This window comes from Aliiroseovarius pelagivivens (assembly GCF_900302485.1).
Taxonomy (GTDB): Bacteria; Pseudomonadota; Alphaproteobacteria; order Rhodobacterales; family Rhodobacteraceae; genus Aliiroseovarius; species Aliiroseovarius pelagivivens.
Window position 1 is genome coordinate 746,746 of record NZ_OMOI01000002.1, and the last position, 25,240, is coordinate 771,985.

At 59.1% G+C, this 25,240-nt stretch carries 27 protein-coding genes; 11 read left to right on the forward strand and 16 right to left on the reverse strand.

Translation table 11 applies throughout. The features are described 5' to 3' along the window. Positions 1-2 precede the first annotated feature (2 nt). Together ALP8811_RS15805 and dapD are read right to left on the reverse strand one after the other, a co-directional pair. Positions 3-335, reverse strand: a complete 333-nt coding sequence (locus ALP8811_RS15805) for a hypothetical protein (protein WP_245924683.1) — start codon at positions 333-335, stop codon at positions 3-5. Next, the gene (dapD, locus tag ALP8811_RS15810; RefSeq protein ID WP_108858213.1) at positions 335-1,162 is read right to left on the reverse strand and encodes a 2,3,4,5-tetrahydropyridine-2,6-dicarboxylate N-succinyltransferase; all 828 of its coding nucleotides are present in this window, start codon (positions 1,160-1,162) and stop codon (positions 335-337) included. Before dapD ends, ALP8811_RS15805 begins: the two co-directional genes overlap by 1 nt. Positions 1,163-1,379: 217 nt before the next feature. Between dapD and ALP8811_RS15815 the strand changes: the two genes are divergently transcribed. Next, positions 1,380-2,222: an LOG family protein gene (locus ALP8811_RS15815; protein ID WP_108858214.1), complete on the forward strand. Its 843-nt coding sequence runs from the start codon at positions 1,380-1,382 to the stop codon at positions 2,220-2,222. Positions 2,223-2,287: 65 nt separating this feature from the next. Next, positions 2,288-2,962, forward strand: coding sequence for a class I SAM-dependent methyltransferase (locus ALP8811_RS15820; RefSeq protein ID WP_108858215.1), 675 nt, complete (start codon positions 2,288-2,290; stop codon positions 2,960-2,962). A gap of 48 nt (positions 2,963-3,010) precedes the next feature. Here the strand turns inward: ALP8811_RS15820 and ALP8811_RS15825 are convergent, their stop codons facing one another. From ALP8811_RS15825 to ALP8811_RS15835, 3 genes are all read right to left on the reverse strand, one after another. Beyond that, positions 3,011-3,916: a Hint domain-containing protein gene (locus ALP8811_RS15825; protein ID WP_245924684.1), complete on the reverse strand. Its 906-nt coding sequence runs from the start codon at positions 3,914-3,916 to the stop codon at positions 3,011-3,013. 317 nt (positions 3,917-4,233) lie between these two features. Continuing rightward, positions 4,234-5,421 carry a dual-specificity RNA methyltransferase RlmN gene (gene rlmN / locus ALP8811_RS15830; RefSeq protein WP_108858216.1) on the reverse strand — a complete coding sequence of 396 codons (1,188 nt, stop codon included), beginning with the start codon at positions 5,419-5,421 and terminating at the stop codon, positions 4,234-4,236. A gap of 120 nt (positions 5,422-5,541) precedes the next feature. Continuing rightward, on the reverse strand, positions 5,542-6,069 hold the full coding sequence (locus tag ALP8811_RS15835) for an invasion associated locus B family protein (RefSeq protein ID WP_108858217.1): 528 nt from the start codon (positions 6,067-6,069) through the stop codon (positions 5,542-5,544). A gap of 184 nt (positions 6,070-6,253) precedes the next feature. On the opposite strand from ALP8811_RS15835, the gene ALP8811_RS15840 reads away from it, so the two are divergent. Next, positions 6,254-7,258, forward strand: coding sequence for an asparaginase (locus tag ALP8811_RS15840; protein WP_108858218.1), 1,005 nt, complete (start codon positions 6,254-6,256; stop codon positions 7,256-7,258). A gap of 7 nt (positions 7,259-7,265) precedes the next feature. Here the strand turns inward: ALP8811_RS15840 and ALP8811_RS15845 are convergent, their stop codons facing one another. Further along, positions 7,266-8,024 carry a TSUP family transporter gene (locus tag ALP8811_RS15845; protein ID WP_108858219.1) on the reverse strand — a complete coding sequence of 253 codons (759 nt, stop codon included), beginning with the start codon at positions 8,022-8,024 and terminating at the stop codon, positions 7,266-7,268. After that, positions 8,017-8,895, reverse strand: a complete 879-nt coding sequence (gene serB, locus ALP8811_RS15850; RefSeq protein WP_108858220.1) for a phosphoserine phosphatase SerB — start codon at positions 8,893-8,895, stop codon at positions 8,017-8,019. The genes ALP8811_RS15845 and serB overlap by 8 nt, the downstream gene beginning before the upstream one ends. Positions 8,896-9,171: 276 nt before the next feature. Between serB and ALP8811_RS15855 the strand changes: the two genes are divergently transcribed. The 3 genes from ALP8811_RS15855 to ALP8811_RS15865 all read left to right on the forward strand — a co-directional run bounded on the left by ALP8811_RS15855 (position 9,172) and on the right by ALP8811_RS15865 (position 12,824). Then, positions 9,172-10,317 carry a phosphoserine transaminase gene (locus ALP8811_RS15855; protein WP_108858221.1) on the forward strand — a complete coding sequence of 382 codons (1,146 nt, stop codon included), beginning with the start codon at positions 9,172-9,174 and terminating at the stop codon, positions 10,315-10,317. A 64-nt stretch (positions 10,318-10,381) separates the two neighbouring features. Next, positions 10,382-11,974: a phosphoglycerate dehydrogenase gene (serA, locus tag ALP8811_RS15860; RefSeq protein ID WP_108858222.1), complete on the forward strand. Its 1,593-nt coding sequence runs from the start codon at positions 10,382-10,384 to the stop codon at positions 11,972-11,974. Positions 11,975-12,068: 94 nt separating this feature from the next. Beyond that, on the forward strand, positions 12,069-12,824 hold the full coding sequence (locus ALP8811_RS15865) for a metallophosphoesterase (RefSeq protein WP_108858223.1): 756 nt from the start codon (positions 12,069-12,071) through the stop codon (positions 12,822-12,824). A 22-nt stretch (positions 12,825-12,846) separates the two neighbouring features. Here the strand turns inward: ALP8811_RS15865 and ALP8811_RS15870 are convergent, their stop codons facing one another. From ALP8811_RS15870 to ALP8811_RS15895, 6 genes are all read right to left on the reverse strand, one after another. Continuing rightward, positions 12,847-13,473 (reverse strand): cysteine hydrolase family protein, encoded by a 627-nt coding sequence (locus tag ALP8811_RS15870; RefSeq protein ID WP_108858224.1) that lies wholly within the window; start codon positions 13,471-13,473, stop codon positions 12,847-12,849. Beyond that, positions 13,473-13,919, reverse strand: coding sequence for a MarR family winged helix-turn-helix transcriptional regulator (locus ALP8811_RS15875; protein WP_245924685.1), 447 nt, complete (start codon positions 13,917-13,919; stop codon positions 13,473-13,475). Before ALP8811_RS15875 ends, ALP8811_RS15870 begins: the two co-directional genes overlap by 1 nt. Before the next feature lie 168 nt (positions 13,920-14,087). Continuing rightward, positions 14,088-16,229, reverse strand: a complete 2,142-nt coding sequence (gene pnp / locus ALP8811_RS15880; protein WP_108858225.1) for a polyribonucleotide nucleotidyltransferase — start codon at positions 16,227-16,229, stop codon at positions 14,088-14,090. A gap of 164 nt (positions 16,230-16,393) precedes the next feature. Next, complete coding sequence (locus ALP8811_RS15885; RefSeq protein ID WP_108858226.1) at positions 16,394-17,125, reverse strand: sterol desaturase family protein; 732 nt, start codon at positions 17,123-17,125, stop codon at positions 16,394-16,396. A 157-nt stretch (positions 17,126-17,282) separates the two neighbouring features. Continuing rightward, the gene (rpsO, locus tag ALP8811_RS15890) at positions 17,283-17,552 is read right to left on the reverse strand and encodes a 30S ribosomal protein S15 (protein WP_108858227.1); all 270 of its coding nucleotides are present in this window, start codon (positions 17,550-17,552) and stop codon (positions 17,283-17,285) included. Positions 17,553-17,682: 130 nt separating this feature from the next. Next, complete coding sequence (locus ALP8811_RS15895; protein ID WP_181363788.1) at positions 17,683-18,000, reverse strand: DUF5665 domain-containing protein; 318 nt, start codon at positions 17,998-18,000, stop codon at positions 17,683-17,685. Positions 18,001-18,180: 180 nt separating this feature from the next. Between ALP8811_RS15895 and ALP8811_RS16525 the strand changes: the two genes are divergently transcribed. Then, positions 18,181-19,389, forward strand: a complete 1,209-nt coding sequence (locus ALP8811_RS16525) for a calcium-binding protein (protein ID WP_181363789.1) — start codon at positions 18,181-18,183, stop codon at positions 19,387-19,389. Between the two features lie 9 nt (positions 19,390-19,398). Here the strand turns inward: ALP8811_RS16525 and ALP8811_RS15905 are convergent, their stop codons facing one another. Further along, entirely contained in the window at positions 19,399-19,905 is a 507-nt protein-coding gene (locus tag ALP8811_RS15905) for a DUF1643 domain-containing protein (protein WP_108858230.1), read from the reverse strand. A gap of 88 nt (positions 19,906-19,993) precedes the next feature. Between ALP8811_RS15905 and deoA the strand changes: the two genes are divergently transcribed. Then, the gene (deoA, locus tag ALP8811_RS15910) at positions 19,994-21,301 is read left to right on the forward strand and encodes a thymidine phosphorylase (RefSeq protein WP_108858231.1); all 1,308 of its coding nucleotides are present in this window, start codon (positions 19,994-19,996) and stop codon (positions 21,299-21,301) included. Between the two features lie 87 nt (positions 21,302-21,388). On the opposite strand, the gene dapB is transcribed toward deoA, so the two are convergent. Next, positions 21,389-22,198, reverse strand: coding sequence for a 4-hydroxy-tetrahydrodipicolinate reductase (dapB, locus tag ALP8811_RS15915; protein ID WP_108858232.1), 810 nt, complete (start codon positions 22,196-22,198; stop codon positions 21,389-21,391). A gap of 98 nt (positions 22,199-22,296) precedes the next feature. Between dapB and rbfA the strand changes: the two genes are divergently transcribed. Both rbfA and truB read left to right on the forward strand, forming a co-directional pair. Next, complete coding sequence (gene rbfA, locus ALP8811_RS15920) at positions 22,297-22,719, forward strand: 30S ribosome-binding factor RbfA (RefSeq protein ID WP_108858320.1); 423 nt, start codon at positions 22,297-22,299, stop codon at positions 22,717-22,719. Further along, a complete protein-coding gene (gene truB, locus ALP8811_RS15925; RefSeq protein ID WP_108858233.1) occupies positions 22,719-23,624 on the forward strand; it encodes a tRNA pseudouridine(55) synthase TruB in 906 nt (301 codons plus the stop codon). The genes rbfA and truB overlap by 1 nt, the downstream gene beginning before the upstream one ends. A gap of 17 nt (positions 23,625-23,641) precedes the next feature. Here truB and ALP8811_RS15930 read toward each other — a convergent pair whose 3' ends face one another. Further along, complete coding sequence (locus ALP8811_RS15930; protein ID WP_108858234.1) at positions 23,642-23,869, reverse strand: DUF1674 domain-containing protein; 228 nt, start codon at positions 23,867-23,869, stop codon at positions 23,642-23,644. 68 nt (positions 23,870-23,937) lie between these two features. Between ALP8811_RS15930 and ALP8811_RS15935 the strand changes: the two genes are divergently transcribed. Then, positions 23,938-25,197: an RsmB/NOP family class I SAM-dependent RNA methyltransferase gene (locus ALP8811_RS15935; RefSeq protein ID WP_108858235.1), complete on the forward strand. Its 1,260-nt coding sequence runs from the start codon at positions 23,938-23,940 to the stop codon at positions 25,195-25,197. Positions 25,198-25,240 lie beyond the last annotated feature (43 nt).

Below are 25,240 nucleotides of genomic sequence, written 5' to 3' on the forward strand. Positions count from 1 at the left end.
GACTACGGGCAGCTTCTCAGCTGTGTCACCCAACCGTCATTGATGATGTTGATCCCTTCTTGGGTCTTCATCACCATCATGCGATAGCCGTAAACCTCGCCCTCGCCAGCGCATTCCGCATCGTAGAGGGTGGCGTTCATGCCGCGTATATCAACGGGGTTGGTCAGGTCGCAGCGGCTTTCTACGCCATAGAAAATGCCGTCACGAATGGCCAAAGCACCGCCATCCATGCCGACTTCGCCACAGCTCCAGCCTTCAAGGCCATAGGTGCCGTCAAACGGGCCCGCAAATGCCGGGCCCGCCAAGAGCATCGCAATGATGCCGTAGATGCGCATCAATCGCGCAGCAGGTCGTTGATGCCCGTCTTCGAACGGGTTTTCGCATCAACACGCTTCACGATCACCGCGCAGTACAGGTTGACGCCGTTCTTCGAGGGCATCGAGCCGGCCACAACAACCGAATAGGGCGGCACTTCGCCATACATCACTTCGCCGGTTTCGCGGTCGACGATCTTGGTCGACTGGCCGATGAATACGCCCATGCCCAGAACCGAGCCTTCGCGCACGATGCAGCCTTCAACGACTTCCGAACGGGCGCCGATGAAACAGTTGTCTTCGATGATGGTCGGACCGGCCTGCATGGGCTCAAGCACGCCGCCGATGCCAACGCCACCCGACAGGTGCACGTTTTTACCGATCTGGGCGCACGAACCCACGGTGGCCCAAGTGTCGACCATGGTGCCTTCGTCAACGTGAGCGCCAAGGTTCACAAACGACGGCATCAAAACCACGCCCGGCGCGATATAGGCCGATTTGCGTACGATGCAGTTGGGCACGGCGCGGAAGCCTGCCTCGGTCCACTCTGCGTCACCCCAGCCTTTGAATTTGCTGTCGACCTTGTCCCACCAGTGACCGCCCTGCGGGCCGCCATCTTGCTGTTCCATGTCTTTCAGGCGGAAACCCAGCAGCACGGCTTTCTTCGCCCACTGGTTCACGTGCCAGTCGCCGTTTTCCTGACGTTCAGCAACGCGAAGCGATCCGCTGTCCAGCGCGTTCAGGGTTGCTTCGATGGCTTCACGGGTTTCACCGCCGGTGGACGGGGTGATTGTATCGCGCGCCTCCCAGGCGGCTTCGATGGCGGCTTCCAATTGGGCATTCGACATGTCGGTATCTCCGTAGGCGCGTGTATGTTGCACAAGGGCTATAAGGCCCATGTCCCTTTTTCGCAACGACGATCAGGGCGGGTGCGCCCATCTGCGGCGACAAGCCCCCCTCAAGCGACGTTTTCATCGCGCGAAGGTGAGCATCAGGCTCTGGTCCTTTAGCGCTAAAGCCGCTACGCCTTGAGGTAGAGACGCAAATTGTGACAGGACCAGTGCCATGAAAGACGACCGCAACCATCCGCTTCGTGACAGCCATCAGGACCGCGAAACCGCGCATCAGACGCCGGATACAGCACAGACCCGCGCGCCAGCCTACAAGCTGGCCTATGACGATCAGGATTTCATGTGCCGCGACGAGTTGCGCCCGGTGCGTCTTCAGCTGGAACTTCTGAAGCCCGAGCTGATGATGCAGGAATATGGCGTGGAAAGCACCGTCGTCCTGTTCGGCGGCGCGCGCATTCCCGAACCGTCGAAAAAGGACGGCGCCCGCACCAAAACTCTGGCCGACCTGTCCAAATTCTATGACGAAGCACGCGAGTTCGCGCGTTTGCTAACCCTGCGCTCGAAGGTGAACGGCCATCGCGAGAATGTCGTCGTCACCGGCGGCGGCCCCGGCGTGATGGAGGCCGGCAACCGCGGCGCAGAAGACGCGGGCGGTGTGTCCATCGGTTTGAACATTGTGCTGCCGCACGAACAGGCACCCAACGAATACGTCACGCCGGACCTGTGCTTTAACTTCCACTATTTCGCCATCCGCAAAATGCACTTCTTGATGCGCGCCGAGGCGATCGCCATCTTCCCCGGCGGCTTCGGCACGCTGGACGAGCTGTTTGAAAGCCTGACCCTGATCCAGACCGGCCGTATGAAAAAGGTTCCGATCCTGCTGTTTGGCCGCGACTTCTGGACCAAGATCGTCAACTGGGAGGCCCTGTCCGATGCCGGCACCATCAGCGCCGAGGATCTGGACCTGTTCAAGTTCGTCGAAACCGCGCAGGAAGCGGTGGATGCGATTGACAACTGGCCAAGTCGCGAGGCGCGGGACGAACTGCCGGGGCGGTAAGCCACGCCAGAAATGGCCGCAACTTGATCCAGCCAAGTCAATCTACGCACGGAAGCGAACGAACCATGCAAGACGCACCTCCCAAAACCCGACCGTCCTTCTCGATCGACGAAGACCGTCCTTCGGACTGGTTTGAGCCACTTTATTCTGGTGCCAGCAAAAGCGGAGATGGCGTTCCGTGGGCCAATATGGATACCCATCCGTCCTTTTCCAGATGGCTTGATGTGCATCCGGTATCTGGCGAAGGGAAGACGGCCCTGGTTGTTGGGTGTGGCATGGGTGATGATGCGATCAAGCTTGAAAGCCTTGGCTTCGCGGTCACGGCGTTCGATGTTGCCGCGTCTGCGATTGATCTTTGCAAGCAGCGATTTCCGGAGTCCACGGTTGAGTTTTTGCAAGCGGACTTGCTGGAGGATCAGCCGGGCTGGCGCGGCGCGTTCGATTTTGTGCTCGAAATCTTCACGGTTCAGGCGTTGCCGCCGAAATATGAATCTCAGCTTATCGAAAGCATTTCCGATTTTGTTGCCCCCGAAGGAACGCTGCTTGTCGTCGCCGAGGTAAGCGATGAGGCACGTGATTTTGTGAACGGCCCGCCGTGGGTGCTTACCCCAGATCACGTCGAGGCGTTTGTATCCTGTGGGCAGCAACTGATTGAAACGACCGCTGAAACAACCGGTTCGCATGTTGGCAAAGCTACGTATGTGAGTGAGTTCAGGAAAAGGGCCACTGGGGCGGACTAGGCCGAATTCCAACCGCCCGTCTGTGCGCGGATTGATACCGGCAATTAGTTAGGAACTTATAAGCTCTTTATTGTTCTTGATGTGCCGCGCGATCATTCGATTTATTTTCTGATTGGACGGAACCAAAGCTGCCGGACCCTGTAGGGCGATCCGTTCAAGCACCTCGGGAAATAGGGTCGAGATTTCGTCTACGGCCTCGGGTGAGAGGGATTTTAGTGCCTCCGGCCCGGTAAACAGGCTTTCCGCAGGTGCACCGTTTGCCAGCAGGATTTCATGGTCATCGAGAAGGATGTGGAAATATTCCAGCGCCCGAGGTTGATCTTCGACTTCGATGCCAGTGCATCCAACAAGCTTGATGGCAGGGATCAGCACCTCTTTTGTCCCAAACATGCGCTCGGCGACCTTTGATCTGATCAGGATCCTGTGCTGACGGCTGACCAGTAGGTCTTGTTCGGGAAGCTGGTTGCCTAAGGCTCCTGCGCGGATGCGTACCGGGCAAAGCTTTGGCGCGTGGAGCATCTCAAACGCCGAGACCTCGCGGCGTCCGATCCATCGTATCGTGTGGCTATCGCCATTGGCCGTCAGAACCTGATCCCCTTCGGTCAGGGTCTCGATCCGCTTCTGACCGGCGGGTGTCGCGATCCTTGTCCCCTTGGCAAAGCAGACAATGGCCGAGACATCTGCTTCGAAATGGTTCGACATTGCGGCGCGAATGGCCGTGACATCTTGGCCAACTGTGAAAGTCGTGGTGCCGTCGGTTGAATAAAGAAAGCCAGAAACACCGCCATCGCGATACAGATAACCTGTATCGCCAATGTCATTACCGTCCCCGGATACGGCCGCGTCCCACTCATCATTTGAAATGGTTCCGTCGTTGTCCAAATCATCAACGACGACGACCACTTCAGTGGTGTTGACCGAGTCTACAATCCAATCGCCAGACGATTTAGACACGGATGCAACTGTTCCGGGAGGAAACGTAAGCGTTAACAACGCCATGGTTTAATTCCCCGCGTTCGCTCTCTCTGGGATTGAGCCCACCTCTCCCCAGCAATAAGAAAGCAATTTCATTTAGCCAAGACGTGTCTAGTCTGTCAAATTTCCCTTAAAAATGGCCTAATACCACTACCTATGGGCGAAAGAAGGTCGGACCTTTCCCCTGCGTTGAGGGCGCGATCATCCGGTCCGCTGAGCCCTGAAAAGAAACGAAGCGCAGACACTGCCTGCGCTTCGTTGATCGTTCGGGTTGCTCTGATGAGGGCGCTTTGGGGTTAGCCCAACCCTGCCTCGGCCTCGATCTGCTTGCGTGATTTACGCGCGCGTTCGGTGGCCGACTTCAGCTGACCGCAGGCGGCCATGATATCTTCACCGCGTGTTTTGCGGATCGGGCTGGCGTAACCGGCCTGATAGATGATGTTCGCAAAGGCACGGATACGGTTATTCGACGACCGCTTGTACGGCGCGCCGGGCCATTCATTGAATGGGATCAGGTTGATCTTGGCCGGGATATTGTGGCGCTTGATGTGGTCGATCAGACGATGCGCGTCCTCGTCACTGTCGTTCACACCGTTCAGCATAACGTATTCAAACGTGATCCGTTCGCTGTTCGAGACCTTGGGATAGGCCGCCAGTGCACCCAGTAATTCTTCGATGTTCCAGCGCTTGTTGATCGGAACCAGCACGTCGCGGACCTCGTCCGTCGTTGCGTGGAAACTGATGGCCAGCAGACAGCCGATTTCCTCGGCGGTGCGGGCGATCTCGGGCACGACGCCACTGGTCGACAGGGTGATACGGCGGCGCGACAGCTGGATCCCTTCCGGGTCCATCGCAATCCGCATCGCGTCGCGCACATTGTCGAAGTTATAGAGCGGCTCGCCCATGCCCATCAGTACGATGTTGGACAGCAGGCGGGTTTCATCCTTCGGCGCACCGGGAACGGGCCATTCGTCCAGATCGTCGCGGGCCATCATGATCTGGCCGACAATCTCGGCCGCGGTCAGGTTGCGCACCAGTTTCTGCGTGCCGGTGTGGCAGAAGGAACACGTCAGCGTGCAGCCCACTTGGCTTGAAATGCAAAGCGTGCCGCGCCCCTCTTCGGGGATATACACGACCTCGACCTCGTGACCGCCAGCGATGCGGCACAGATACTTGCGAGTCCCGTCCTCGGACACCTGACGGGTCACGACTTCGGGGATTTCAACTACGAAATGCTCGGCCAATTGCGCGCGATAGGCTTTGGCCAGATTGGTCATGTCGGCAAAGTCACGTTTGCCCCACTGATAGATCCACTGCCAGATCTGCCCTGTGCGCATCTTGGCCTGCTTTTCCGGCGTGCCCATATCGATCAGCGCATCCCGCATTTGGTCGCGCGTCAAGCCCACGAGGTTGCGCTTGCCACCTTCGTCAGTCTTGCGTGGGATGGTCATTACATCCTGAGTGATTGGGGCCTTGGGGTCCATGTCGCGATCCTTACCGTGCAGGGCGGCAGTCTATAGGGCAACATATATAGCTTGTCACGCGAAGGTTTTCACCCCCGCGTGTCAGATTGCCTTGGACGGTCGGGATTAAACCGAAACGCTTTAGTTGGCGCAGCGCTTGCCGGCTTCTTCAACGGCAGCGGTGAAGCCCAGCAGGCTGAACGTGTCCTGCGTTTTGGTGCCGCGCGCAGATTGTGCGCTGGCGACGGCTTTCGCGCCACCTTTCATCGCGGCAATGATTTTGGCGTCATCAGCCGGGCTTGCGGCCCAAGCCCATTCGCCGTCGGTGAACAGCTGGAAGCTGTTGCTGCCGATGGTCATGTCCACGGTCGAGCCTGGCGCGAAAGGATAGCCGCCTGTGAACGACACTTCGCCCTTCACGTTGCTACCGGGGCGATAGCTGACGAACAGCAGGATATCGCTGCGTTTCACCGCGACGGCACGGCCGTTTTTGGTGTTCACGGTTTCCTTCGGGCTGGAGACGCTCCAGCACTCAGTGGGGTTATTCTCGACGAAAACGCTCCAATCGGTGGTTGCGGCCACCCGGTTCGAGCTTTCTTGCGCCATGACACCTGTCGCTGCCATCGACAGGCCAAAGGCACCAATTGCACCCAAGATCAAACGATTCATGTCTAATACAGCCTCCGCTGCCTCTGCCTCGGACCGTCACGCTGTCCCCGGCCATCTTAGGTGGCCCTTGACCAGACCGCTCAGGTCGTTTCCATGTCTGCAAGCGCAGTTTAGCGTCAAAAGACAGGGTAATGAAAGCCCCGGTGGCGGATTTCCGCGTGTTTCCGGGCAGAAGGAGAGCGATATGGGTAAGGCAGAACGGTTGGTCGAGGTCTGGCGCGGTGACATTCTGGAAAGCCAGCACCGGGGGCACGCGGTTGTTGTCGATAAAACAGGCGGGATTGTGCATGCCTGGGGTGACCCAGATCAGGTGATTTTACCACGCTCGTCAGCCAAGATGCTGCAGGCTTTGCCGCTGGTGGAAAGCGGGGCGGCGGATGCGGCCGGGTTGACCACAGAACAGCTGGCCCTGTCCTGCGCCAGCCACCAAGGGGCCGCCATTCACACCGACCGCGTATCGCGTTGGTTGGCAGATATGGGGCTGGGCAATGATGACCTGCGTTGCGGTCCGCAATGGCCCGCCGACAAGCCTGCCAAGGTGGGTCTGATTAAGACCGACGACAGCCCGTGCCGCATTCACAACAACTGCTCGGGCAAGCACGCGGGGTTCCTGACGCTCAGCCGCCATATGGGTGTAAGCGACCCGGAATATGTCGAGGTGGACCACCCCATTCAGGTCGCAATCAAGCAAGCGTTCGAGGAAGTCACGGGCGAGGTCAGCCCCGGTTTCGGCATCGACGGTTGCTCGGCCCCGAACCACGCCAGCACGCTGCTGGGTATGGGCCGGGCCATGGCCGGCTTTGCCGCCGCGAAAGAGGATGGGGATGCGCGCCAGAAGGCGTCTGTCCGTCTGCGTGAGGCGATGATGTTGCATCCTGATCTGGTGGCCGGAGAAACCCGCGCCTGTACTGAACTGATGCGCTCTGCGCCGGGCAAGGTGGCCCTGAAAACCGGGGCCGAGGCGTTCTTCATCGCGATCATCCCCGAGCTTGAGATGGGTGTCGCCCTGAAGATCGAGGACGGCTCGACCCGTGCATCAGAATGCGCTGTGGCGGCGATCTTGGTGAAGCTGGGCGTGCTCGACCCAGCGCATCCTGATGTGAAAAAGCGTCTGAATCCGGATGTGCTGAACTTTGCGGGGCTGAACACGGGTTTCATTCGCCCGTCTGACGCGCTGTTGACGCTCTAGCTGCCGCTCAAAACAAGTCGGTGATCAGCTTCAACGCCATGGCGGACGAGGCGATCACCAGCAGCGGTTTGATCAGGCGTGCGCCGATGCGTGACGCCAGCGACGAGCCGACATAGGCCCCCGCCATTTGGGCCACGCCCATGGCCAGCCCGATAATCCACAGCGGGGACAGCACCAGCAGGAACCCGGCCAACCCGCCCACGTTGGACGCAAAGTTCAGAAGCTTTGTGTGGGCGGTGGCTTTCAGGATGCCGTGGCCTGCCATGGCGACGAAGGCCAGCATGTAGAAAGCGCCTGCACCGGGCCCAAGCAGCCCATCATAAAAGCCGATCAGCGGAGCGAAGGTCAGTGCAAAGACAGCCGGGGTAAGCCGCTGGTGACGATCAGAGTCATCGAGCCCCGGCTTCAGTGCAAAGAACAGTGCGATGGCGACCATCAGAATGGGCAGGATCCAGCGGATCAGCTCGGTCGGCAGGGCGTTGACGGACAGCGCGCCCAGAAGCGCGGCAGCAAACGACAATGCGGCAGGTTTCAGCTGTCTGCGCAGGTTTACATGACCTTTTCGCGCGTATGTCACTGCCGCCATACCTGCCCCGAACAACCCCTGCACCTTGTTGGTGGCCAGCGCCGTGACCGGCGGCACGCCCGCCAGCAACAGAGCGGGGACAGTGATCAGCCCGCCTCCGCCCGCGATGCTGTCGATGAACCCGGCGACAAACCCTGCGGCCAGCAGGAACAGCAGGATTTCCGCTGAAAACTCAGCCATCTACGATGTCTGACTGCGCATAGCCCTGAATGAATAGCAGCGCCGTCAAGTCGCCGTGGTTGATGCGAATGTCACATTCTGCCGCGACGGATGGCTTGGCGTGCAGCGCCACACCTGCGCCAGCCAGCCCCAACATGCCAAGGTCGTTCGCGCCGTCGCCCACGGCCATTACATCGTCATGGGACAGGCCAAGGCGGGCGGTGATCTCTTTCAGCGCCTGCACTTTCGCCTCGCGCCCCAGAATGGGCATGCCCACTGTACCCGTCAGCGCGCCATCGGCCACGTTCAGCGTGTTGGCGCGGTTTTCGTCAAAGCCCAGCGTGGCCGCGACATGCGCGGTGAAGGCGGTGAAGCCGCCGGACACCAGCGCGGCATACGCGCCGTTGGCTTTCATGGTGGCCAGCAGAGCCTGACCGCCGGGCATCAAGGTGATGCGGTTGGCCAGCACGTCGCCGATGACGCTTTCCGGCAGACCTTTCAAAAGCCCAACACGCTCGGTCAGGGCGCCTTCAAAGTCCAGCTCGCCGTTCATGGCGCGGGCGGTGATGTCTTTCACGCGCTCGCCCACACCTGCCTCGTCCGCCAGTTCGTCGATGCATTCCTGCTGGATCATGGTCGAGTCCATATCCGCCAGCAGCATCTTCTTTTTGCGTCCCTCGGCAGGCAGAATGATCAGGTCGACACCCATCTTCTGCAGGTCGCCCCAGACGTCCCACCGATTGTCGGGCAGGGCGTCCAGCGAAAACTCGGCCGCTTCGTCCGGGGCTAGCCAGTCAGCGTCGCCTCCGCCCCACGCGTTGCGCAGGTTTTCGACCAAAGCGGGCTCGAGGTTGCGGGCAGAGGGCGATGCGATCAGCGTGGCGAAATACATAGGGCGGGCCTTTGTTGGGCAAATTGAAGCTGCCCGTTTCATGCGGCAGAATAGGCCTGTTTCACAAGGCTGAATCCGTGGATTTGGCGGGCCAACGGCGCGAAATCCCCGTTTTCGACCGCGACGCAAGTTTCCGATAGTGGTCATTCTGCGCCCAATTTCGACCTGTCAGGCGACATTTCCGACGCTTTTTTGCTTGTGCAGCATCAAAACGCCCCTTACTTCGATCCGTGGGACACCCTTCCCCAACGAAGGGCAAATATCTGCGAGGGTATCATGACTGATATTGCACAACCGGCAACGCGGCCGGCAAATCCGCGTTTTTCCTCTGGCCCCTGCGCCAAACCCCCCACATGGAATCTTGATGCCCTGGCCGACGCCGCCTTGGGTCGCTCGCACCGTGCCGCCATTGGCAAGGACAAGCTGAAAGCGGCCATCGAAGGTACGCGCGAAGTGCTGGGCATCCCCGCTGACTATAAGATCGGCATCGTTCCTGCGTCGGACACCGGCGCGGTTGAAATGGCACTGTGGTCGCTTCTGGGTGCCCGCGGGGTCGAGATGCTGGCTTGGGAATCGTTCGGTTCGGGCTGGGTCACCGATGTTGTGAAGCAGCTGAAGATCGATGCCGTCGCCAAGACCGCCGACTACGGCCAACTGCCCGATCTGGCATCCGTCGATTTCGCCAATGACGTTGTCTTCACCTGGAACGGCACCACCTCGGGCGTGCGCGTTCCGAACGGTGACTGGATTGCCGACGACCGCGAAGGTTTGACCATCTGTGACGCGACCTCGGCCGCGTTTGCGATGGACCTGCCGTGGGACAAGCTGGATGTGACCACGTTCTCTTGGCAGAAAGTGCTGGGCGGCGAGGCTGCACACGGCATCCTGATCCTGAGCCCCCGCGCTGTTGAGCGTCTGGAAAGCTATACCCCCGCATGGCCGCTGCCGAAGATCTTCCGCCTGACCAAAGGTGGCAAACTGATCGAAGGCATCTTCACCGGTGCGACCATCAACACGCCGTCGATGCTGGCTGTCGAAGACTATCTGTTCGCCCTCGACTGGGCGCGTTCGGTTGGCGGGCTGGAAGGTCTGATCCACCGCGCGGATGCCAACACCAAGGCCGTCGCTGACTTCGTCGAGATGCGCGATTGGGTCGACTTCCTTGCCGAAGATGCGACCACGCTGTCGAACACCTCGGTCTGCCTGAAGTTCACCGACGATCGCATCAAGGATGGCGCCACGTTCGCCAAGGCCGTTGCCAAGCGCCTGGAAGCTGAAGGCGTAGCGCTGGACGTTGGCGCCTATCGCGACGCCCCTGCGGGTCTGCGCATCTGGTGCGGTGGCACGGTCGAGACGTCGGACGTCGAGGCCCTGATGCCGTGGCTTGATTGGGCGTTCAACGCCGAGATCGCAGCACAATAAAGAATTTGCTCTGCGCAACGACGCGCAGAGCCTTCCCCATCATCTTTGAAGAAGGACCAACACCATGGCCCCCAAAGTTCTCGTATCCGACAAGCTTTCGGAAACCGCCGTTCAGATTTTCCGCGACCGTGGAATCGAAGTCGACTTCGAACCCACGCTGGGTAAAGACAAAGACGCGCTGGCTGCCAAGATCGGCGAATATGACGGTCTGGCGATCCGCTCGGCCACCAAAGTGACCGACAAGATCCTTGAAGCCGCGACCAACCTGAAGGTTGTTGCCCGCGCCGGGATCGGTACCGACAACGTAGACAAAGTTGCTGCTTCGAAAGCCGGTGTGATCGTCATGAACACGCCGTTCGGCAATATGATCACCACCGCCGAGCACGCGATTGCGATGATGTTCGCCGTGGCGCGTCAGATCCCGGAAGCCTCGGCCTCGACCCACGCTGGTAAGTGGGAAAAGTCGAAGTTCATGGGTGTCGAGCTGACCAACAAGACGCTTGGCGTTATCGGCGCAGGCAACATCGGTGGCATCGTCTGCGATCGTGCGCTGGGTCTGAAGATGAAAGTGGTCGCCTATGACCCCTTCCTATCGGAAGAGAAAGCCGACAGCATGGGCGTTGAAAAGGTCGAGCTGGACGAACTGCTGGCCCGCGCTGATTTCATCACGCTGCACGTGCCGCTGATCGACGCGACCCGCAACATCCTGAGCCGCGAGAACCTGCTGAAAACCAAAGCCGGTGTGCGCATCATCAACTGTGCCCGCGGTGGATTGGTCGACGAAGAAGCGCTGGCTGACCTGCTGAAATCGGGTCACGTTGCTGGCGCCGCCTTCGACGTGTTCGCCGAAGAGCCCGCCACCGAGAACCCGCTGTTCAACCTGCCCAACGTCGTCTGCACCCCGCACCTTGGCGCTGCAACGACCGAAGCACAGGAAAACGTGGCGCTTCAGGTTGCTGAACAGATGTCGGATTACCTGCTGACCGGTGCTGTGCAGAACGCACTGAACATGCCGTCGGTGACTGCTGAAGAAGCCAAGGTCATGGGCCCGTGGATCAAACTGGCCGAGCATCTGGGTGCTTTCGTGGGTCAGATGACCGACGAACCGGTGAAGGCTGTGAACATCCTTTATGATGGTGTCGCGTCCGAGATGAACCTGAAGGCGCTGGACTGTGCCGTCATCGCTGGCCTGATGAAGCCGCAGACCCCTGATGTGAACATGGTTTCGGCGCCTGTTGTCGCTGCAGATCGTGGCATCAAGACCTCGACCACCACGCAAGCCAAGGGCGGCACGTTTGATGGTTACATCAAAGTGACGGTTGTGACGGAAAACCGCGAGCGTTCGATTGCAGGTACCGTGTTCTCGGACGGCAAGCCGCGCTTCATCCAGATCAAAGGCATCAACATCGATGCCGAAATCGGCAGCCACATGCTCTACACCACCAACGACGACGTGCCGGGCATCATCGGCACGCTGGGTAAAACCATGGGCGAAAACGGCGTGAACATCGCGAACTTTACCTTGGGCCGCAAGGAAACCGGTGGTGACGCGATTGCGCTGTTGTACGTGGACCATCGGATCTCGGACGATGTGCTGACCACGCTGCGCGACACGGGCCTGTTTAACTCGGTCAGCCCGCTTGAGTTCGACGTCTAAGCGTCAAACATACAACGGAAAGCCCCGGCCCTTCGCCGGGGCTTTTCTTTTTGGGCCATATGCTTAGGTTGGCCACAGAAGAAGGAGCACCCCCATGCGCGCCTATGCGATCGGAGACATTCACGGTCATCTGGACAAACTGGAAGCAGCCCACGCGCTGATCGCAGAAGACCGTGCGCGGTGCGGCGACGATGATGCGCCTGTCGTGCATATCGGCGACCTTGTCGACCGTGGTCCAGACTGCAAGGGCGTGATCCAATACCTGATTGACGGTCAAGCACGTGGCGAAAACTGGGTTGTGCTGAAGGGCAACCATGACCGCATGATGGAGATGTTCCTGCGAAAGCATCCCATGGTCGATACCCAGCTTTTGATCGACCACAACTGGCTGCATCCACGGATCGGCGGGATCGATACGCTCGCCAGCTATGGGGTCGAGGTTCCCGAAGGGATCCGCACCTATCAGCTGCACCCCAAAGCCCGCGCAGCTGTGCCGGAACGCCACCGCGACTATCTGGCAAACCTGCCGTCCAGCTATCGGCTGGGGGATCTCTATTTCGCCCATGCAGGCATCCGTCCGGGCGTCCCTTTGGATCAACAGGCCGAGGATGACCTGTGCTGGATCCGCAAAGAATTTCACCAATCAAACGTCGATCACGGTCCGCTGATCGTGCATGGCCATACACCGGTGGACGAGGTCACACATTATGGGAATCGCCTGAACATCGACACCGGGGCAGGGCATGGCAAAGCCATCTCTGCCGTGGTGATCGAGGGGCGGGATGCGTGGCTTTTGGGGGCTGGTGGGCGTGAAAAGGTGGTACAAGAAAAGCCACTGTTCCCTGTTTGACGCTTCCCTTAGCCGTCAAAGGCTAGTGCAGGACCACCCCATGCGCGGCCAACTGTTGTTCAGCCTGGTTGCGCGTTGAGCTGGACAGGGTTGCGTTGCTTACTACCGAAACCTCGTACCCGCGGTTGCGGGCTGCCAACGCAGTATTCTTCACGCAATAATTCAGGTCCAGACCCGCTAGGCGCAGCTTTCCAACGTCAAGCTTGGCCAAGAGTGCGTCAAGTTCGCCGGTTTCAAACGCGTCCTGTACACGTTTTACAAGGACATGATCGGCAAGCCCGGCAAAAGGTGTTGCAAGTTCTGTGCCAGCGCTGCCCTTAATCGCTTGCCCTTTCATGGCCAGCTGCGCGACGGCCTTGGTCGAAGGGATCGACCATTCCTGACGGAGTGCGACAACGTGATGGCCTTGCGCTTTTGCTGCGTCGACCTCGTGAAGGACAGCGGTTTTGGCCGATTGCTTTGCGGCGTCGGAATATGGGCCGTGGTCCCAAAAGACAGTCTGAAGGTCGATCAGCAGCAGTGCCTCTTTCGTCCGCTCACCAATTGGTTCTCCAATGCTGACCGCGCTAATGCGCCTGATGCCAAGGGTGAGCCATAGAAAACCCAAAACCCCAAATAGCCCCGCGAGGCCCAGCAGATAACCAAGCATTACTTCGTTCCTCCTGACAGGTCTTTCAGTTTGCTGGTCACAGCCTGTACGACGTCCAATGCGGTCGCGATGTCTTCGGCTCGGAAGGATCCGCCGATTTCTTGCATCAACGCCAATTCTTGCAAGATGATGCGCTCTATCAGGGCGCTGCCCTGTTCGGTCAGGGTTATAAGCGGCGAGCGTTTGTGGCGCGGGTTTACGCGTTGCGCGACGAAACCGCCCGAGAGTGTCTCGTTCACCATCAATTGGACGTACTGGCGTTTGATCTCGAGGCGGGCAGCGATGTCCGGGACGGTTTGATCGCCGTGCTGTCGTAGGATTTCCAGTACGGCGCGCATTCGCACCGTAAGCGCGGTGTCTTCTAGCCCTGCTTCTACGCAGGCCTCGGCCGCTTGCATCAAGGGTCGTGACATCCAGATGAGCTTATGAAGGTGATGTGTGGTCATGGTGGCAATATACATGTCATAATGACATTATCAATGTCAATTATGGGGCGAGTGCGACTTTCGTGCGCGGTTCGACATTTTTCATTTCGGGTGAAACTTGCAAATCCAGCATCCAACAAAAAAGCCCCGGTGTTACCACCGGGGCTCTCAATTGCGAAAGACTACAAGTTAGTCTTCTTTTTTCTTCTGTTCCGGAGCGATCTCTTCGCCGGTTTCCTGATCGACGATTTTCATCGACAGGCGAACTTTGCCGCGGTCGTCGAAGCCAAGCAGTTTGACTTTAACTTCCTGGCCTTCCTTCAGAACGTCCGAAGGATGGTTCAGGCGGCGGTTTTCGATCTGGCTGACGTGCACAAGGCCGTCGCGCTTGCCGAAGAAGTTCACGAAGGCGCCGAAGTCGACGATCTTCACAACTTTACCGGTGTAGATCGCGCCTTCTTCCGGCTCTGCAACGATCGAGTGGATCATCTCGTAAGCCTTGGCGATGGCGTCGCCGTTGGGCGAAGCGATCTTGATCACGCCGTCGTCGTTGATGTCGACCTTAGCGCCCGACACTTCGACGATTTCGCGGATGACCTTACCGCCCGAGCCGATCACTTCACGGATCTTGTCGGTCGGGATGTTCATGGTCTCGATGCGCGGAGCGTGAGCCGAGAATTCCTGACGGCCTTCCGACAGAGCTTTGTTCATCTCTTCCAGGATGTGCAGTCGGCCTTCCTTGGCTTGTGCCAGGGCTTTCTCCATGATCTCGGGCGTGATGCCTGCGACCTTGATGTCCATCTGCAGCGACGTGATGCCGTCTTCGGTACCAGCCACTTTGAAGTCCATGTCACCCAGGTGATCTTCGTCACCCAGAATGTCGGTCAGTACAGCGTACGAACCGTCATCTTCCAGGATCAGACCCATGGCAACACCAGCAACCGGTGCTTTCAGCGGAACAGCCGCGTCCATCATGGACAGCGAACCACCACATACCGATGCCATCGAGGACGAGCCGTTCGACTCGGTGATCTCGGACACAACGCGGATGGTGTAGGGGAAGTCGGTTGCCGACGGCAGAACTGCCTGCAGCGCACGCCATGCCAGCTTGCCGTGACCGATTTCACGACGACCGGTGAAACCAAAGCGGCCTACTTCGCCGACCGAGTAGGGCGGGAAGTTGTAGTGCAGCATGAAGTTCGATTTGTAGGTGCCGGTCAGCGCGTCGATCATCTGCTCGTCGTCGCCGGTGCCCAGAGTGGTCACAACCAGACCTTGTGTCTCGCCGCGGGTGAACAGGGCCGAACCGTGCGTACGGGGCAGGATGCCTGCTTCCGAAACGATCGGACGAACGGTGTCCAGAGCACGACCGTCGATGCGCTTGCCGGTTTTCACGACGTCGCCGCGAACGACCGAGCTTTCCAGTTTCTTCAGAGCCGAACCAAGGTTCGCGTCTTCCTGCTGCTCTTCGGTCAGAGCGGCAACGATTTCCTCTTTGGCAACCGACAGGGCCGCAACGCGTTCCTGTTTGTCGGTGTTGCCGTAAGCGGCGCGGATCTTGTCTTCGCCAGCGGCTTTAACAGCAGCATAGAGGTCCGAGTAATCAGCAGGCTGATAGTCAAACGGCTCTTTCGCGGCGTCTTCGGCCAGATCAATGATCAGGTCGATAACCGGCTGGATTTCCTGGTGCGCGAAGTTCACAGCGCCCAGCATCTCGGCTTCGGTCAGCTCGTAGGCTTCCGATTCAACCATCATCACGGCGTCTTTGGTGCCAGCGACAACAAGGTCCAGACGTTGGTCCGGGTTGTTGCGCAGCTGGTGCATGTCGTCGCAAGTCGGGTTCAGAACGTATTCACCGTCTTCAAAGCCAACACGTGCAGCAGCGATCGGACCCATGAAGGGCGCGCCCGAAATGGTCAGAGCAGCCGAAGCAGCGATCATCGCAACGATGTCGGGATCGTTAACAAGGTCGTGGCTCAGCACGGTGCAGATTACCAGAACTTCGTTTTTGAAGCCGGGTACGAACAGCGGGCGGATCGGACGGTCGATCAGGCGCGAGGTCAGCGTCTCTTTTTCGGTCGGACGCGCTTCGCGTTTGAAGAAGCCACCGGGGATTTTACCAGCGGCATAGTATTTCTCGTTGTAGTGAACTGTCAGCGGGAAGAAGTCCTGACCGGGCTTCTGTGCCTTCGCGAAGGTCACGTTGGCCATTACGGAAGTTTCACCCAGAGTGGCGATCACGGTTCCGTCGGCCTGACGGGCAACTTTGCCCGTTTCCAGAGTGAGGGTTTCTTCGCCCCACTCCATCGATTTTTTAGTTACGTCAAACATCATGTTTTCCTAGTTGGAAGCACTCCCGGCCCTCCGGGTCTTCCGTTTTCGTGGTGGCCCCATTGCCACCGACCCCTCTACCTTTTTCATGCGCCGGGGTCGAAGCGTCACGTCTCAGATGCGTGCGCCTTACAGGAAAACAAGGGGTTTGGAAAGCAAAACCGTTAGCGCTGATGTGCCTGGCCGTGGCGGCGGCGCGGGTGCTTGGTGATGCCGAATGCCTTGCGGGCGGTGACAAGGCGCAGATCCTCGGGGTCCATGCCCATAGACAGGATGGTTTCCCGATCAAACCGCTGTCGCGCCACGTCGGGATCGTGCTTGGTGCCGAACAATCTGTCGATCCAGTTCATGCCGAAACTGACGTGGAAGGTGGCCTCGTGATCCTGAAAGTGGTGGGCCAGATGCGTGCGCGTCACGCGCTGCCCGAACCATCCCTTCGGCACGTTCACATGGGCCAGTGTGTGGCAGTATTCATAGAAGGTGAAGGCGCTGACCGATCCGACAAACAGAGCCACATAGGCGAACAGCGTCGCCGGTCCCAGCCCGAGAAGGGGCCAGAGCACAAGCGTATGTGCTACGAAAGAGATCGCTCCGAACCGCAATGCGTACCAGTGATCGCCACCGGTAAAGAACTCGGGGTCGTTGGGAAACTCGTGGTGGCCGATATGGCTTCGGTACAACTCGTTGAACACGCCCTGATCGGTGGGTGGCTCGCGATGCAGAAGGAAGCGGTGCATGGCGTATTCGACGAAGAACTGCGCCAGCACGCCATAGGCGATGGCCAGCAATAGCCACGGCGTGAACCAGTTCACCAAAGCGACCAGCCCAAGAACCCAGAACGGAAACAGCCGGTGCAGGCTGCCCATATTCATCAAAACACGGATTGCTTCTTTCATCGACGTCTCCTCACCTGTGCACAGGCTGGGCGATGAACGCGGGTCATTTCAAGCCAGACCACACGTAAAGCAAGTGGGACGCCCTTTTGGTGCCGACCCCCAAAAGAAAACGCCCGCCTTTTGCAAGACGGGCGTTTCTATCCAAACGGGGCAGGTCTTAGCGACGCAGACCCAGACGCTTGATCAGGTCCTGATAGCGGGCTTCGTCTTTACCGCGCACATAGTCCAGCAGCTTGCGGCGCAGGGCGACCATTTTCAGAAGGCCACGGCGACCGTGGTTATCTTTCTTGTGGGTCTTGAAGTGCTCGGTCAGGGTCGCAATACGCGACGACAGGATGGCAACCTGAACTTCGGGCGAACCAGTGTCGCCGTCTTTGGTGCCGAATTCCTTGATCAGGCGGTTCTTTTCTTCAGTAGTGATCGACATCGGGGTCTCCTTCATAGGTTAAAGTGGATGGCGCAGGCCGGGATGTCGTCCAGCAAGGCCCATGGAGGCACCCGCAGTTTTCATGCGGATGGGGGCGTATAGAAGGAAACTGCGTCAAACGCAAAGAAAATCATTGCTGCGGCGGGGCGATCTGAATTTCGTCGATGATCTGCGTGGCCCAATCGCCCAGCACCGGGATAAAGTCGATCGAGCCCAGCATATAGATCACCCAAGACACAAGAATTGTGGCCCCCAGTACGGACCCCAGACCAAAGGCCAGGCCCCTATACAATTGAAACATCCCCAGCTTGAACAGGCTGTCATGCAGGCGAATGAAACGATGGTTGTTCATGCGTTCGACCTCGGCCCGAAGGGCGCGCACCTCTTGCGAGAGCTGTTCTTCACGCTGGGCCAGAGCGTCGGTTGCATCACTGTCCGAATTTGGCATCACTCGATCCTTGTTTGGCGGTGTGTGGGAGCCGTTAACACTTTGTTAACCTTCGATTTGATTAAAGTTGTCCGCAAATTTCAGTCGAAGAATGCGTGGTGTTTCATACATTCGCAAGCGGTGATCGCCATCATTGTGACGGATGATTTGCAAGCAAGACAGAAACAGGCGGCGTATTGGATGCTATTTGGGTTGTTACTTCTAAGCCTTATGCCGGTGGCTTTAATGGCGGAAAGCTTCACGACTGATGAGGTGGGGAATGACCTCGAAGGCAATGGCGGCGGCTCTGACGATCTTGATGGGACTGGTGGCCGTGCCCCAGTTAACGGTGGCTCCGGTGGTGTCCTGACCCCGAACGACGGATCCGGGGATGGTGACAGCCCAGACAAAGAGCAGACTTTGCTGGATCAGCTTTTAGGCAGCGAAACCGATTCGCATTATGGGCGTGAAGAGCTGGATCACTTTGTACCCAGCACGGACGAACATGTGCTGACTGATGAGGACGACGAGGTAACCCTTGGCGCGTCTGATACAGCGGGTGATCTGGGGCAGATCTCGACCTTTAAAGGTACGGCCGTTGTTTCGGGCGATGGGGCGGTTGACGTCTATGATGCAGGTGCTGGCGACGACACGATCCGGGCAGGGGATGAAGCGGCATATCTGTTTGGCAATGATGGCAATGACACCATCATTGCGGGCGATGGGGCTCTGGCTGCCTTTGGGGGGCAGGGCGACGATCAACTAGACGGATCGGACAGTCTAGACACTTACCTTGATGGCGGCACTGGTGATGATGTGCTGACAGGTGGTGACGGCGATGACCAGCTATTCGGTGGCAGTCATGAGGATGAAATGCCGGGGGGCTCGGATGCCACGGATAATGATAAATTGGACGGTGGCGATGGCGATGACATTCTGAAAGGCGGGCTTGGGGCTGATTGGTTGTTGGGCGGCGACGGTGACGATGTGATCGATCATTTTGGCCACGCAATGGAAGAAAGCGGCGCGGAGCAACATGACTATGACTGGCACAACGATCATGCGTCAGATGTGTTGGACGGGGGTGACGGCGATGACACCTTGATCTTTGGGGCGTCGGATACGGCAACCGGAGGGGAAGGAAATGACATCTTCTGGCTATATCCCGATGGTGAAGATGGACACCCAGTGGCTAAGGTTACTGATTTCGAAACGGGCCGGGATTTCCTGCGCATTTCACTGGATGAAGAAGAGGGTCATTCTGACCTGACCTGCGAGGTCAATCCTTCGGACGATGGGAAAGATGGTGTGGTTACGGTCGGTGGACAAGTTGTTGCCGTTTTGGAAGGCGCCCCGGATGCCACTCTGCGTGACATCTATGTCGAAGTTCGTTCGAATGTTTTTGCCTAAGATCTATACTTAGAACCAGCGTTCCGGTTGTTGGGCGTAGGCGATGTATAGTGGATGTTTCGGGTGCCCACCTTTGGTCAGACCCAAGTGAAACGTCGGCTGGCTGGCCTGCCGAAGAAGATGTTCAACTTCGGGTCCGCGCGACTGATGTTCTCCGTTGGTGCCCCAGCCACAAATGACCTGATCAGCCCACGGGCAGCTGTCCAATATGGCCGCATCATTTGCCGGACCTACGGGATCAGCTGCAGCGCGCATTTTGCGTGGATCTGTGTCGCGCCATGCGAAGATATTGGTGACCCGAAATGCGCCAAACCCAAGGGTGCGGGCCCGGCGTTCGCAGCGTTCAACCGTGGGGTCGTTCTGTACTTCGGTCGCCGTTGACGGGTTCAACATGATGAACAGCGCCTTGCGCCCGGCGGGTTCCCACACACGCGTCAGCGTATAGCGGTATTTTTCACAATCCGAATAAACGGCAGTGGAATGGGCGTCACCTTTTTGGAACTCGCGTGTAATCATGACCGCTTTTTGAGGCTAGTCCTGACCCTTGGCAACCCCTTGCGTTGCAGCAGGAATGATCGGAAGGTGAAAGAAAACGGAGCAGATCATGCTGATATCCGAAGTCATTCGAAAGAAACGCGATGGTCAGGTTCTGACTGGCGACGACATCACCGCGATGGTTGACGGCATCGCTGGGGGCAGCGCCAGCGACGCTCAGGTTGCGGCGTTTGCGATGGCCTCGTGGCTGAAGGGGTTGTCGCCAGACGAAACCGCCGCTCTGACGTTGGCGATGCGCGACAGTGGCGATGTGTTCGACTGGCCTGACATGCCCGGCCCAGTGGTGGACAAGCATTCGACCGGCGGTGTTGGCGACAATGTCAGTCTGATGCTCGCACCTATTCTTGCGGCCTGCGGAGCCTACGTGCCGATGATTTCAGGGCGCGGGTTGGGACACACGGGCGGCACGCTGGACAAGATGGATGCGATTCCGGGATACGTCTCGCAGCCTGACAATGCTCTTTTTGACAAGGTGGTGCGCAATGTGGGCTGCGCCATCATTGGACAGACCGGCGATTTGGCCCCGGCGGACAAGCGGCTTTATGCGATACGGGATGTGACGGCGACGGTGGAGAGCATTCCGCTGATCACCGCCTCGATTCTGTCTAAGAAGCTGGCGGCCGGATTGGGGTCACTGGTGATGGATGTGAAATTCGGAAATGGCGCGTTCATGTCCAACTTTGACGATGCGCGCGAGCTGGCGGCATCGATCCAGCGCGTTGCACATTTGGCCGGACTGCCCTGTCATGCGCTTCTCACGGATATGAATGAACCGCTGGCCGATGCCGCAGGCAATGCGGTCGAGACGTTGAACGCCATCGAGTTTCTGACCGGCGCGCATCGTACCCCGCGGTTGGAGGACGTCGTGACCGCGCTTTGCGCACAGATGCTGGTTGCTTCGGGGGCTGAGAGTGATGGGCAGGCAGCAAAGGCACGCGTGCGCGACGCGCTGGATAGTGGGCGTGCAGCGGAGAAATTCGGTCAGATGGTGTCGGCGCTGGGCGGGCCATCGGATATTGTCGAGCGGCCTGAAACCCATCTGGCCCAAGCGCCCGTGATTGCTGAACTCTGCGCGGATGAGGCAGGTTATGTCAGCGGCATCGACACCCGCGAAGTCGGGCTGTGCGTGGTCGAGCTGGGAGGAGGACGACGGCGTGCTGCGGACCAAATCGACCCGGCTGTGGGTCTGACCCGCTTGGCGCCGTTGGGGGCGAAACTTGAGAAAGGCGACCCGATTGCAGTGATCCATGCGGCCTCGGACGCGGATGCCGAGGCGGCCAAGGCGCAGCTTTCAGCGGCGTATCACATCGGTGAAGCACCAAAACCCGGACCCGTAGTTGCCGAGATTCTGACCTAAGCGACTGCCCGTGCCGTAGGCACGGGCCACCCCCAACCTGCGCGGCCCGACAGGGCAGGCGCTGGGCGGGAGTGTGTCGCCCGAAGGCTACAGACCCAGTACGTCCAACATGCTGTATTCACCGGGCTTTTTGTCTTGACCCCACAAGGCCGCTTTCACGGCGCCGCGTGCAAAAATGGCACGATCGGTGGCCAGATGGCGCAGAACGATGCGTTCGCCGGGGGCGGCAAACATCACGTCGTGTTCGCCCACGATGTCTCCACCGCGAACCGCATGAAAGCCGATGTCGCCACGTTTGCGCGCGCCGGTGATGCCATCGCGCCCACGGTCGGACACCTCGGCCAGTTCTACGCCGCGCCCGTCGGCGGCGGCCTCGCCCAGCATCAGTGCTGTGCCAGATGGTGCGTCCACTTTGTGGTGATGGTGGGATTCGATGATCTCGATATCGAAATCTTCGTCCAGAGCGGCGGCAACTTGTTTGGTCAGTTGGACCAGCAGGTTCACCCCAAGGCTCATGTTTCCAGCACGCACGATCGTTGCGTGACGACCGGCAAGTGCGATCTTTTCCAGATCCTCATCGGTCAGACCGGTGGTGCCGATCACATGGACGGCGCGGGCTTGGGCTGCAATCTCGGCCATATCAACAGTCGCAGCGGGTGCGGTGAAGTCGATCACCGCCTGCGCCTTGGCCATGGTTGTCAGCGCGTCATCTGTGACAGTGACACCCACGGGCTGTCCGCCCATGCATTCGCCCACGTCACGCCCTACCCAGTCGTGGCCGGGGCGTTCCAATGCGCCCACGAGGCGCGCCTTGTCGTTGGCCAGCACCTCATTGATCAGCATCTGACCCATGCGGCCCGAGGCCCCCATCACGACAATACCTGGCAAATCGCTCATGTTTGGTCTCCGAATTTCGTTTGGGGTTGTCTAACCTGAGCGCGCGCGCTTGGCAAAGCCCTGTTGCGCACAAGCGCATCAAGGAATACATGGCGGATATGGCAAAGAACCGTTTTGAAGACCAACGTGGTCCCAACCAGCGACAGCTGCGCGTGGCCGAACTGATCCGCCGGACCCTGTCCGAAGCCCTGATGCGTGGTGAAGTGCACGACCCTGACCTGTCGCGCATGTCCATTACTATCGGCGAAGTACGTCTGTCCGCAGACCTGTCGATTGCAACCGTCTATGCGCTGCCCTTGGGCGGCAAGGGCGGGGCCGAGGCCGTGAAGGCTTTGGCGCGCAACAAAGGCGAGCTACGCCGCATTGTGGGTCGCGCGATCAAGATCAAACACACGCCCGAGCTGCGCTTCATGGTGGACGAGACCTTCGATCAGATGGATCACACCCACCGCCTGTTGCAGCAGGAAGAGGTGCAGCGCGATCTGCGCAAGCCGGACAGTGACGAGGCCGGAGAAGACTGATGGGACGCCGCAAGAAGGGGCGCGATATCCATGGCTGGCTGGTCGTGGACAAGCCCGCTGGTATCAGCTCGAACGCCGTTGTGAACAAAGTGCGCTGGGCGATGGACGCCAAAAAGGCGGGCCATGCGGGCACGCTTGATCCGGAAGCGACCGGTGTTTTGGCTGTGGCCTTGGGCGAGGCGACGAAGACCGTGCCCTACATTACCGACGCGCTGAAGGCCTATGTTTTCACCGTGCGTTTGGGGCAGGCGACCAACACCGATGACGGCGAGGGCGAGGTGATTTTGGAAAGCGATGCGCGCCCTTCGGATGAAGATGTTCAGGCTGCTTTGGCGCAGTTCACCGGTGACATCATGCAGGTGCCGCCGAAGTTTTCCGCCGTAAAGATTGATGGCGAGCGCGCCTATAAGCTGGCCCGCGATGGCGAGGACGTCGAGATTGCCGCTCGCCCGTTGTGGGTTGAGGAGCTGGTGATGGTGTCCCGCCCGGATGCTGATCACGTGACGCTGGAAATGACCTGCGGCAAGGGCGGATATGTCCGCTCGATCGCGCGCGATCTGGGCGAAGTGCTTGGCTGTCATGGCTATGTGCGCAATTTGCGCCGAATCTGGTCGGGGCCGTTTGATGCCGAGGACGGTGTGACCATCGACCTGATCGAAGAGCTCGCCAAGACCGGAGAGCTGGACGCCTATCTGCGTCCGCTTGAGGAAGGCTTGCAGGATCTGCCCGAACTGAAGGCCAACGCGGAAGGTGCGACACGTCTGCGTCACGGCAATCCCGGTATGGTTCTGACCTCGGACGTGGAATATGGCGACGAGGCCTGGGCGTCATACGAGGGCAAGGCTGTCGCCGTTGGCACCTATCGCGCGGGCGAGTTGCATCCCAGCCGGGTGTTCAACCAGTAAAACGCATACGCCATCGATCAAAAGTCGATGGCGATGCCTTTCTTTTCCCAATCACCGAAACGTACCGGCTCAGGCCCATCACGACCGCCAAGTTCCGTTGGCAGCGATTTCGCCTCGGCCTCGGCCTTTTTCCGACGCTCTTCCGCTTCTGCAAGGGCGCGGATGGCGGCTGGCGGCAGGTCACGCTTGGGGGTCTCGGGCGCAGCTTCTTTCGATTGGTCGGTCTTGGGGCTATCGTCTGACATGCGGCGCTCCTTGTTTCGGTGTTGGGGATGATATAGGGCGCAAAGCAGCGAAACGCAAAGGACGTGAGATGAGCAACCCGAAAGACGTGCGGTATGTGGTGGTGGACCTTCTGGATGATGTAACCGTCGAGAAGCGGTTGTTGTCCGAGGCATTGCTCAAACGTCTGGCAAAACTGCCTGCCGAAGATCGCGCTCGTGCCCAGCGGCTGGTGATGCAGACCTTGCGGGACATGGATCGTTGCGACCGGATGCTGGGGCCGTTTCTGCGGCAACGTCCTGCGCCGCGTGTGTTGAACATTTTGCGGCTTGGCGTTTCTGAGATTTGCAATGGCGGGGCCGCGCATGGCGTGGTGAACGCCTGTGTGGAGATCTCGAAGGCTCAGGCGGAAACGGAACATGCGCGGGGATTGGTGAACGCGGTCCTGCGCAAAATCGACCGCGAGAAAGCCAAGTGGGACACGCTTCCCATCCCGCGCCTGCCCAAGTGGCTGCGCAAACCTTTGCTGGCTGACTACGGAAAAGAGGCTGTGGCCGCGATGGAAGCCGCACAGTTCGCAGGCGCTCCTGTTGATTTGACAGCAAAAGGCGATGCCAAGGCGCTGGCAAGCACGATGAAGGGCGAATTGCTGCCCACCGGCTCGGTTCGGTTGTCGGATGCGGGGCAGATCACCAACCTGCCGGGCTATACGGATGGCGATTGGTGGGTGCAGGATATGGCAGCGGCTTTGCCCGCCAAGGTTCTGGCCGCGCAGGCGGGCGAGACTGTTTTGGATATGTGCGCAGCACCCGGCGGGAAAACCATGCAGCTTGCTGCAGCTGGCGCCAAAGTCACTGCTCTGGATGTGTCCGCGGGGCGGATGAAGCGGGTAGAGGAAAACCTGTCCCGCACCAAGCTGTCGGCAGAATTGGTCATCAGTGATGCGTTGGAATACGAGGGCGGCCCGTTTGATGCGATCTTGCTGGATGCGCCCTGCACCGCCACCGGCACCATCCGACGTCACCCCGATCTGCCCTATGCCAAGGATGGTAGCGAGTTTCCGGGGCTGTTCGAGCTTCAGGAACACATGATCGACCGGGCGCTGGGGCTTCTGAAGCCAGGTGGCCGCCTGATCTATTGCACCTGTAGCCTGCTGATCGACGAAGGCGAAGAGCAAGTGCGCGATGCCTTGGCACGCCATGAAGGTCTGTCGGTCGAGCTTGATACGCTGCGTTTGCCGGGCGTTGATGCCGACTGGATTGGACCGGAAGGGTTGCGCCTGTTCCCGCATTACATGGCGGATCAGGGCGGAATGGACGGGTTCTTCATCACCTGCCTGCGTCGGAAATAAACACGCGCGCTTGATTTCGCCATGACAGGCGTGGGCCGTCTTG

Coding starts and splice junctions, on each gene's coding strand:
- rlmN (WP_108858216.1), bottom strand. CDS start 5,421: ATGGACCCCAAGGCCCCAATCACTCAGGATGTAATGACCATCCCACGC.
- ALP8811_RS15840 (WP_108858218.1), top strand. CDS start 6,254: ATGGGTAAGGCAGAACGGTTGGTCGAGGTCTGGCGCGGTGACATTCTG.
- pnp (WP_108858225.1), bottom strand. CDS start 16,229: ATGTTTGACGTAACTAAAAAATCGATGGAGTGGGGCGAAGAAACCCTC.
- ALP8811_RS15820 (WP_108858215.1), top strand. CDS start 2,288: ATGCAAGACGCACCTCCCAAAACCCGACCGTCCTTCTCGATCGACGAA.
- ALP8811_RS16525 (WP_181363789.1), top strand. CDS start 18,181: ATGCTATTTGGGTTGTTACTTCTAAGCCTTATGCCGGTGGCTTTAATG.
- deoA (WP_108858231.1), top strand. CDS start 19,994: ATGCTGATATCCGAAGTCATTCGAAAGAAACGCGATGGTCAGGTTCTG.
- truB (WP_108858233.1), top strand. CDS start 22,719: ATGGGACGCCGCAAGAAGGGGCGCGATATCCATGGCTGGCTGGTCGTG.
- serA (WP_108858222.1), top strand. CDS start 10,382: ATGGCCCCCAAAGTTCTCGTATCCGACAAGCTTTCGGAAACCGCCGTT.
- ALP8811_RS15815 (WP_108858214.1), top strand. CDS start 1,380: ATGAAAGACGACCGCAACCATCCGCTTCGTGACAGCCATCAGGACCGC.
- ALP8811_RS15895 (WP_181363788.1), bottom strand. CDS start 18,000: ATGCCAAATTCGGACAGTGATGCAACCGACGCTCTGGCCCAGCGTGAA.
- ALP8811_RS15870 (WP_108858224.1), bottom strand. CDS start 13,473: ATGCTTGGTTATCTGCTGGGCCTCGCGGGGCTATTTGGGGTTTTGGGT.
- ALP8811_RS15855 (WP_108858221.1), top strand. CDS start 9,172: ATGACTGATATTGCACAACCGGCAACGCGGCCGGCAAATCCGCGTTTT.
- dapB (WP_108858232.1), bottom strand. CDS start 22,198: ATGAGCGATTTGCCAGGTATTGTCGTGATGGGGGCCTCGGGCCGCATG.
- ALP8811_RS15905 (WP_108858230.1), bottom strand. CDS start 19,905: ATGATTACACGCGAGTTCCAAAAAGGTGACGCCCATTCCACTGCCGTT.
- rbfA (WP_108858320.1), top strand. CDS start 22,297: ATGGCAAAGAACCGTTTTGAAGACCAACGTGGTCCCAACCAGCGACAG.
- serB (WP_108858220.1), bottom strand. CDS start 8,895: ATGTATTTCGCCACGCTGATCGCATCGCCCTCTGCCCGCAACCTCGAG.
- ALP8811_RS15885 (WP_108858226.1), bottom strand. CDS start 17,125: ATGAAAGAAGCAATCCGTGTTTTGATGAATATGGGCAGCCTGCACCGG.
- ALP8811_RS15875 (WP_245924685.1), bottom strand. CDS start 13,919: ATGACCACACATCACCTTCATAAGCTCATCTGGATGTCACGACCCTTG.
- rpsO (WP_108858227.1), bottom strand. CDS start 17,552: ATGTCGATCACTACTGAAGAAAAGAACCGCCTGATCAAGGAATTCGGC.
- dapD (WP_108858213.1), bottom strand. CDS start 1,162: ATGTCGAATGCCCAATTGGAAGCCGCCATCGAAGCCGCCTGGGAGGCG.
- ALP8811_RS15845 (WP_108858219.1), bottom strand. CDS start 8,024: ATGGCTGAGTTTTCAGCGGAAATCCTGCTGTTCCTGCTGGCCGCAGGG.
- ALP8811_RS15930 (WP_108858234.1), bottom strand. CDS start 23,869: ATGTCAGACGATAGCCCCAAGACCGACCAATCGAAAGAAGCTGCGCCC.
- ALP8811_RS15865 (WP_108858223.1), top strand. CDS start 12,069: ATGCGCGCCTATGCGATCGGAGACATTCACGGTCATCTGGACAAACTG.
- ALP8811_RS15805 (WP_245924683.1), bottom strand. CDS start 335: ATGCGCATCTACGGCATCATTGCGATGCTCTTGGCGGGCCCGGCATTT.
- ALP8811_RS15935 (WP_108858235.1), top strand. CDS start 23,938: ATGAGCAACCCGAAAGACGTGCGGTATGTGGTGGTGGACCTTCTGGAT.
- ALP8811_RS15835 (WP_108858217.1), bottom strand. CDS start 6,069: ATGAATCGTTTGATCTTGGGTGCAATTGGTGCCTTTGGCCTGTCGATG.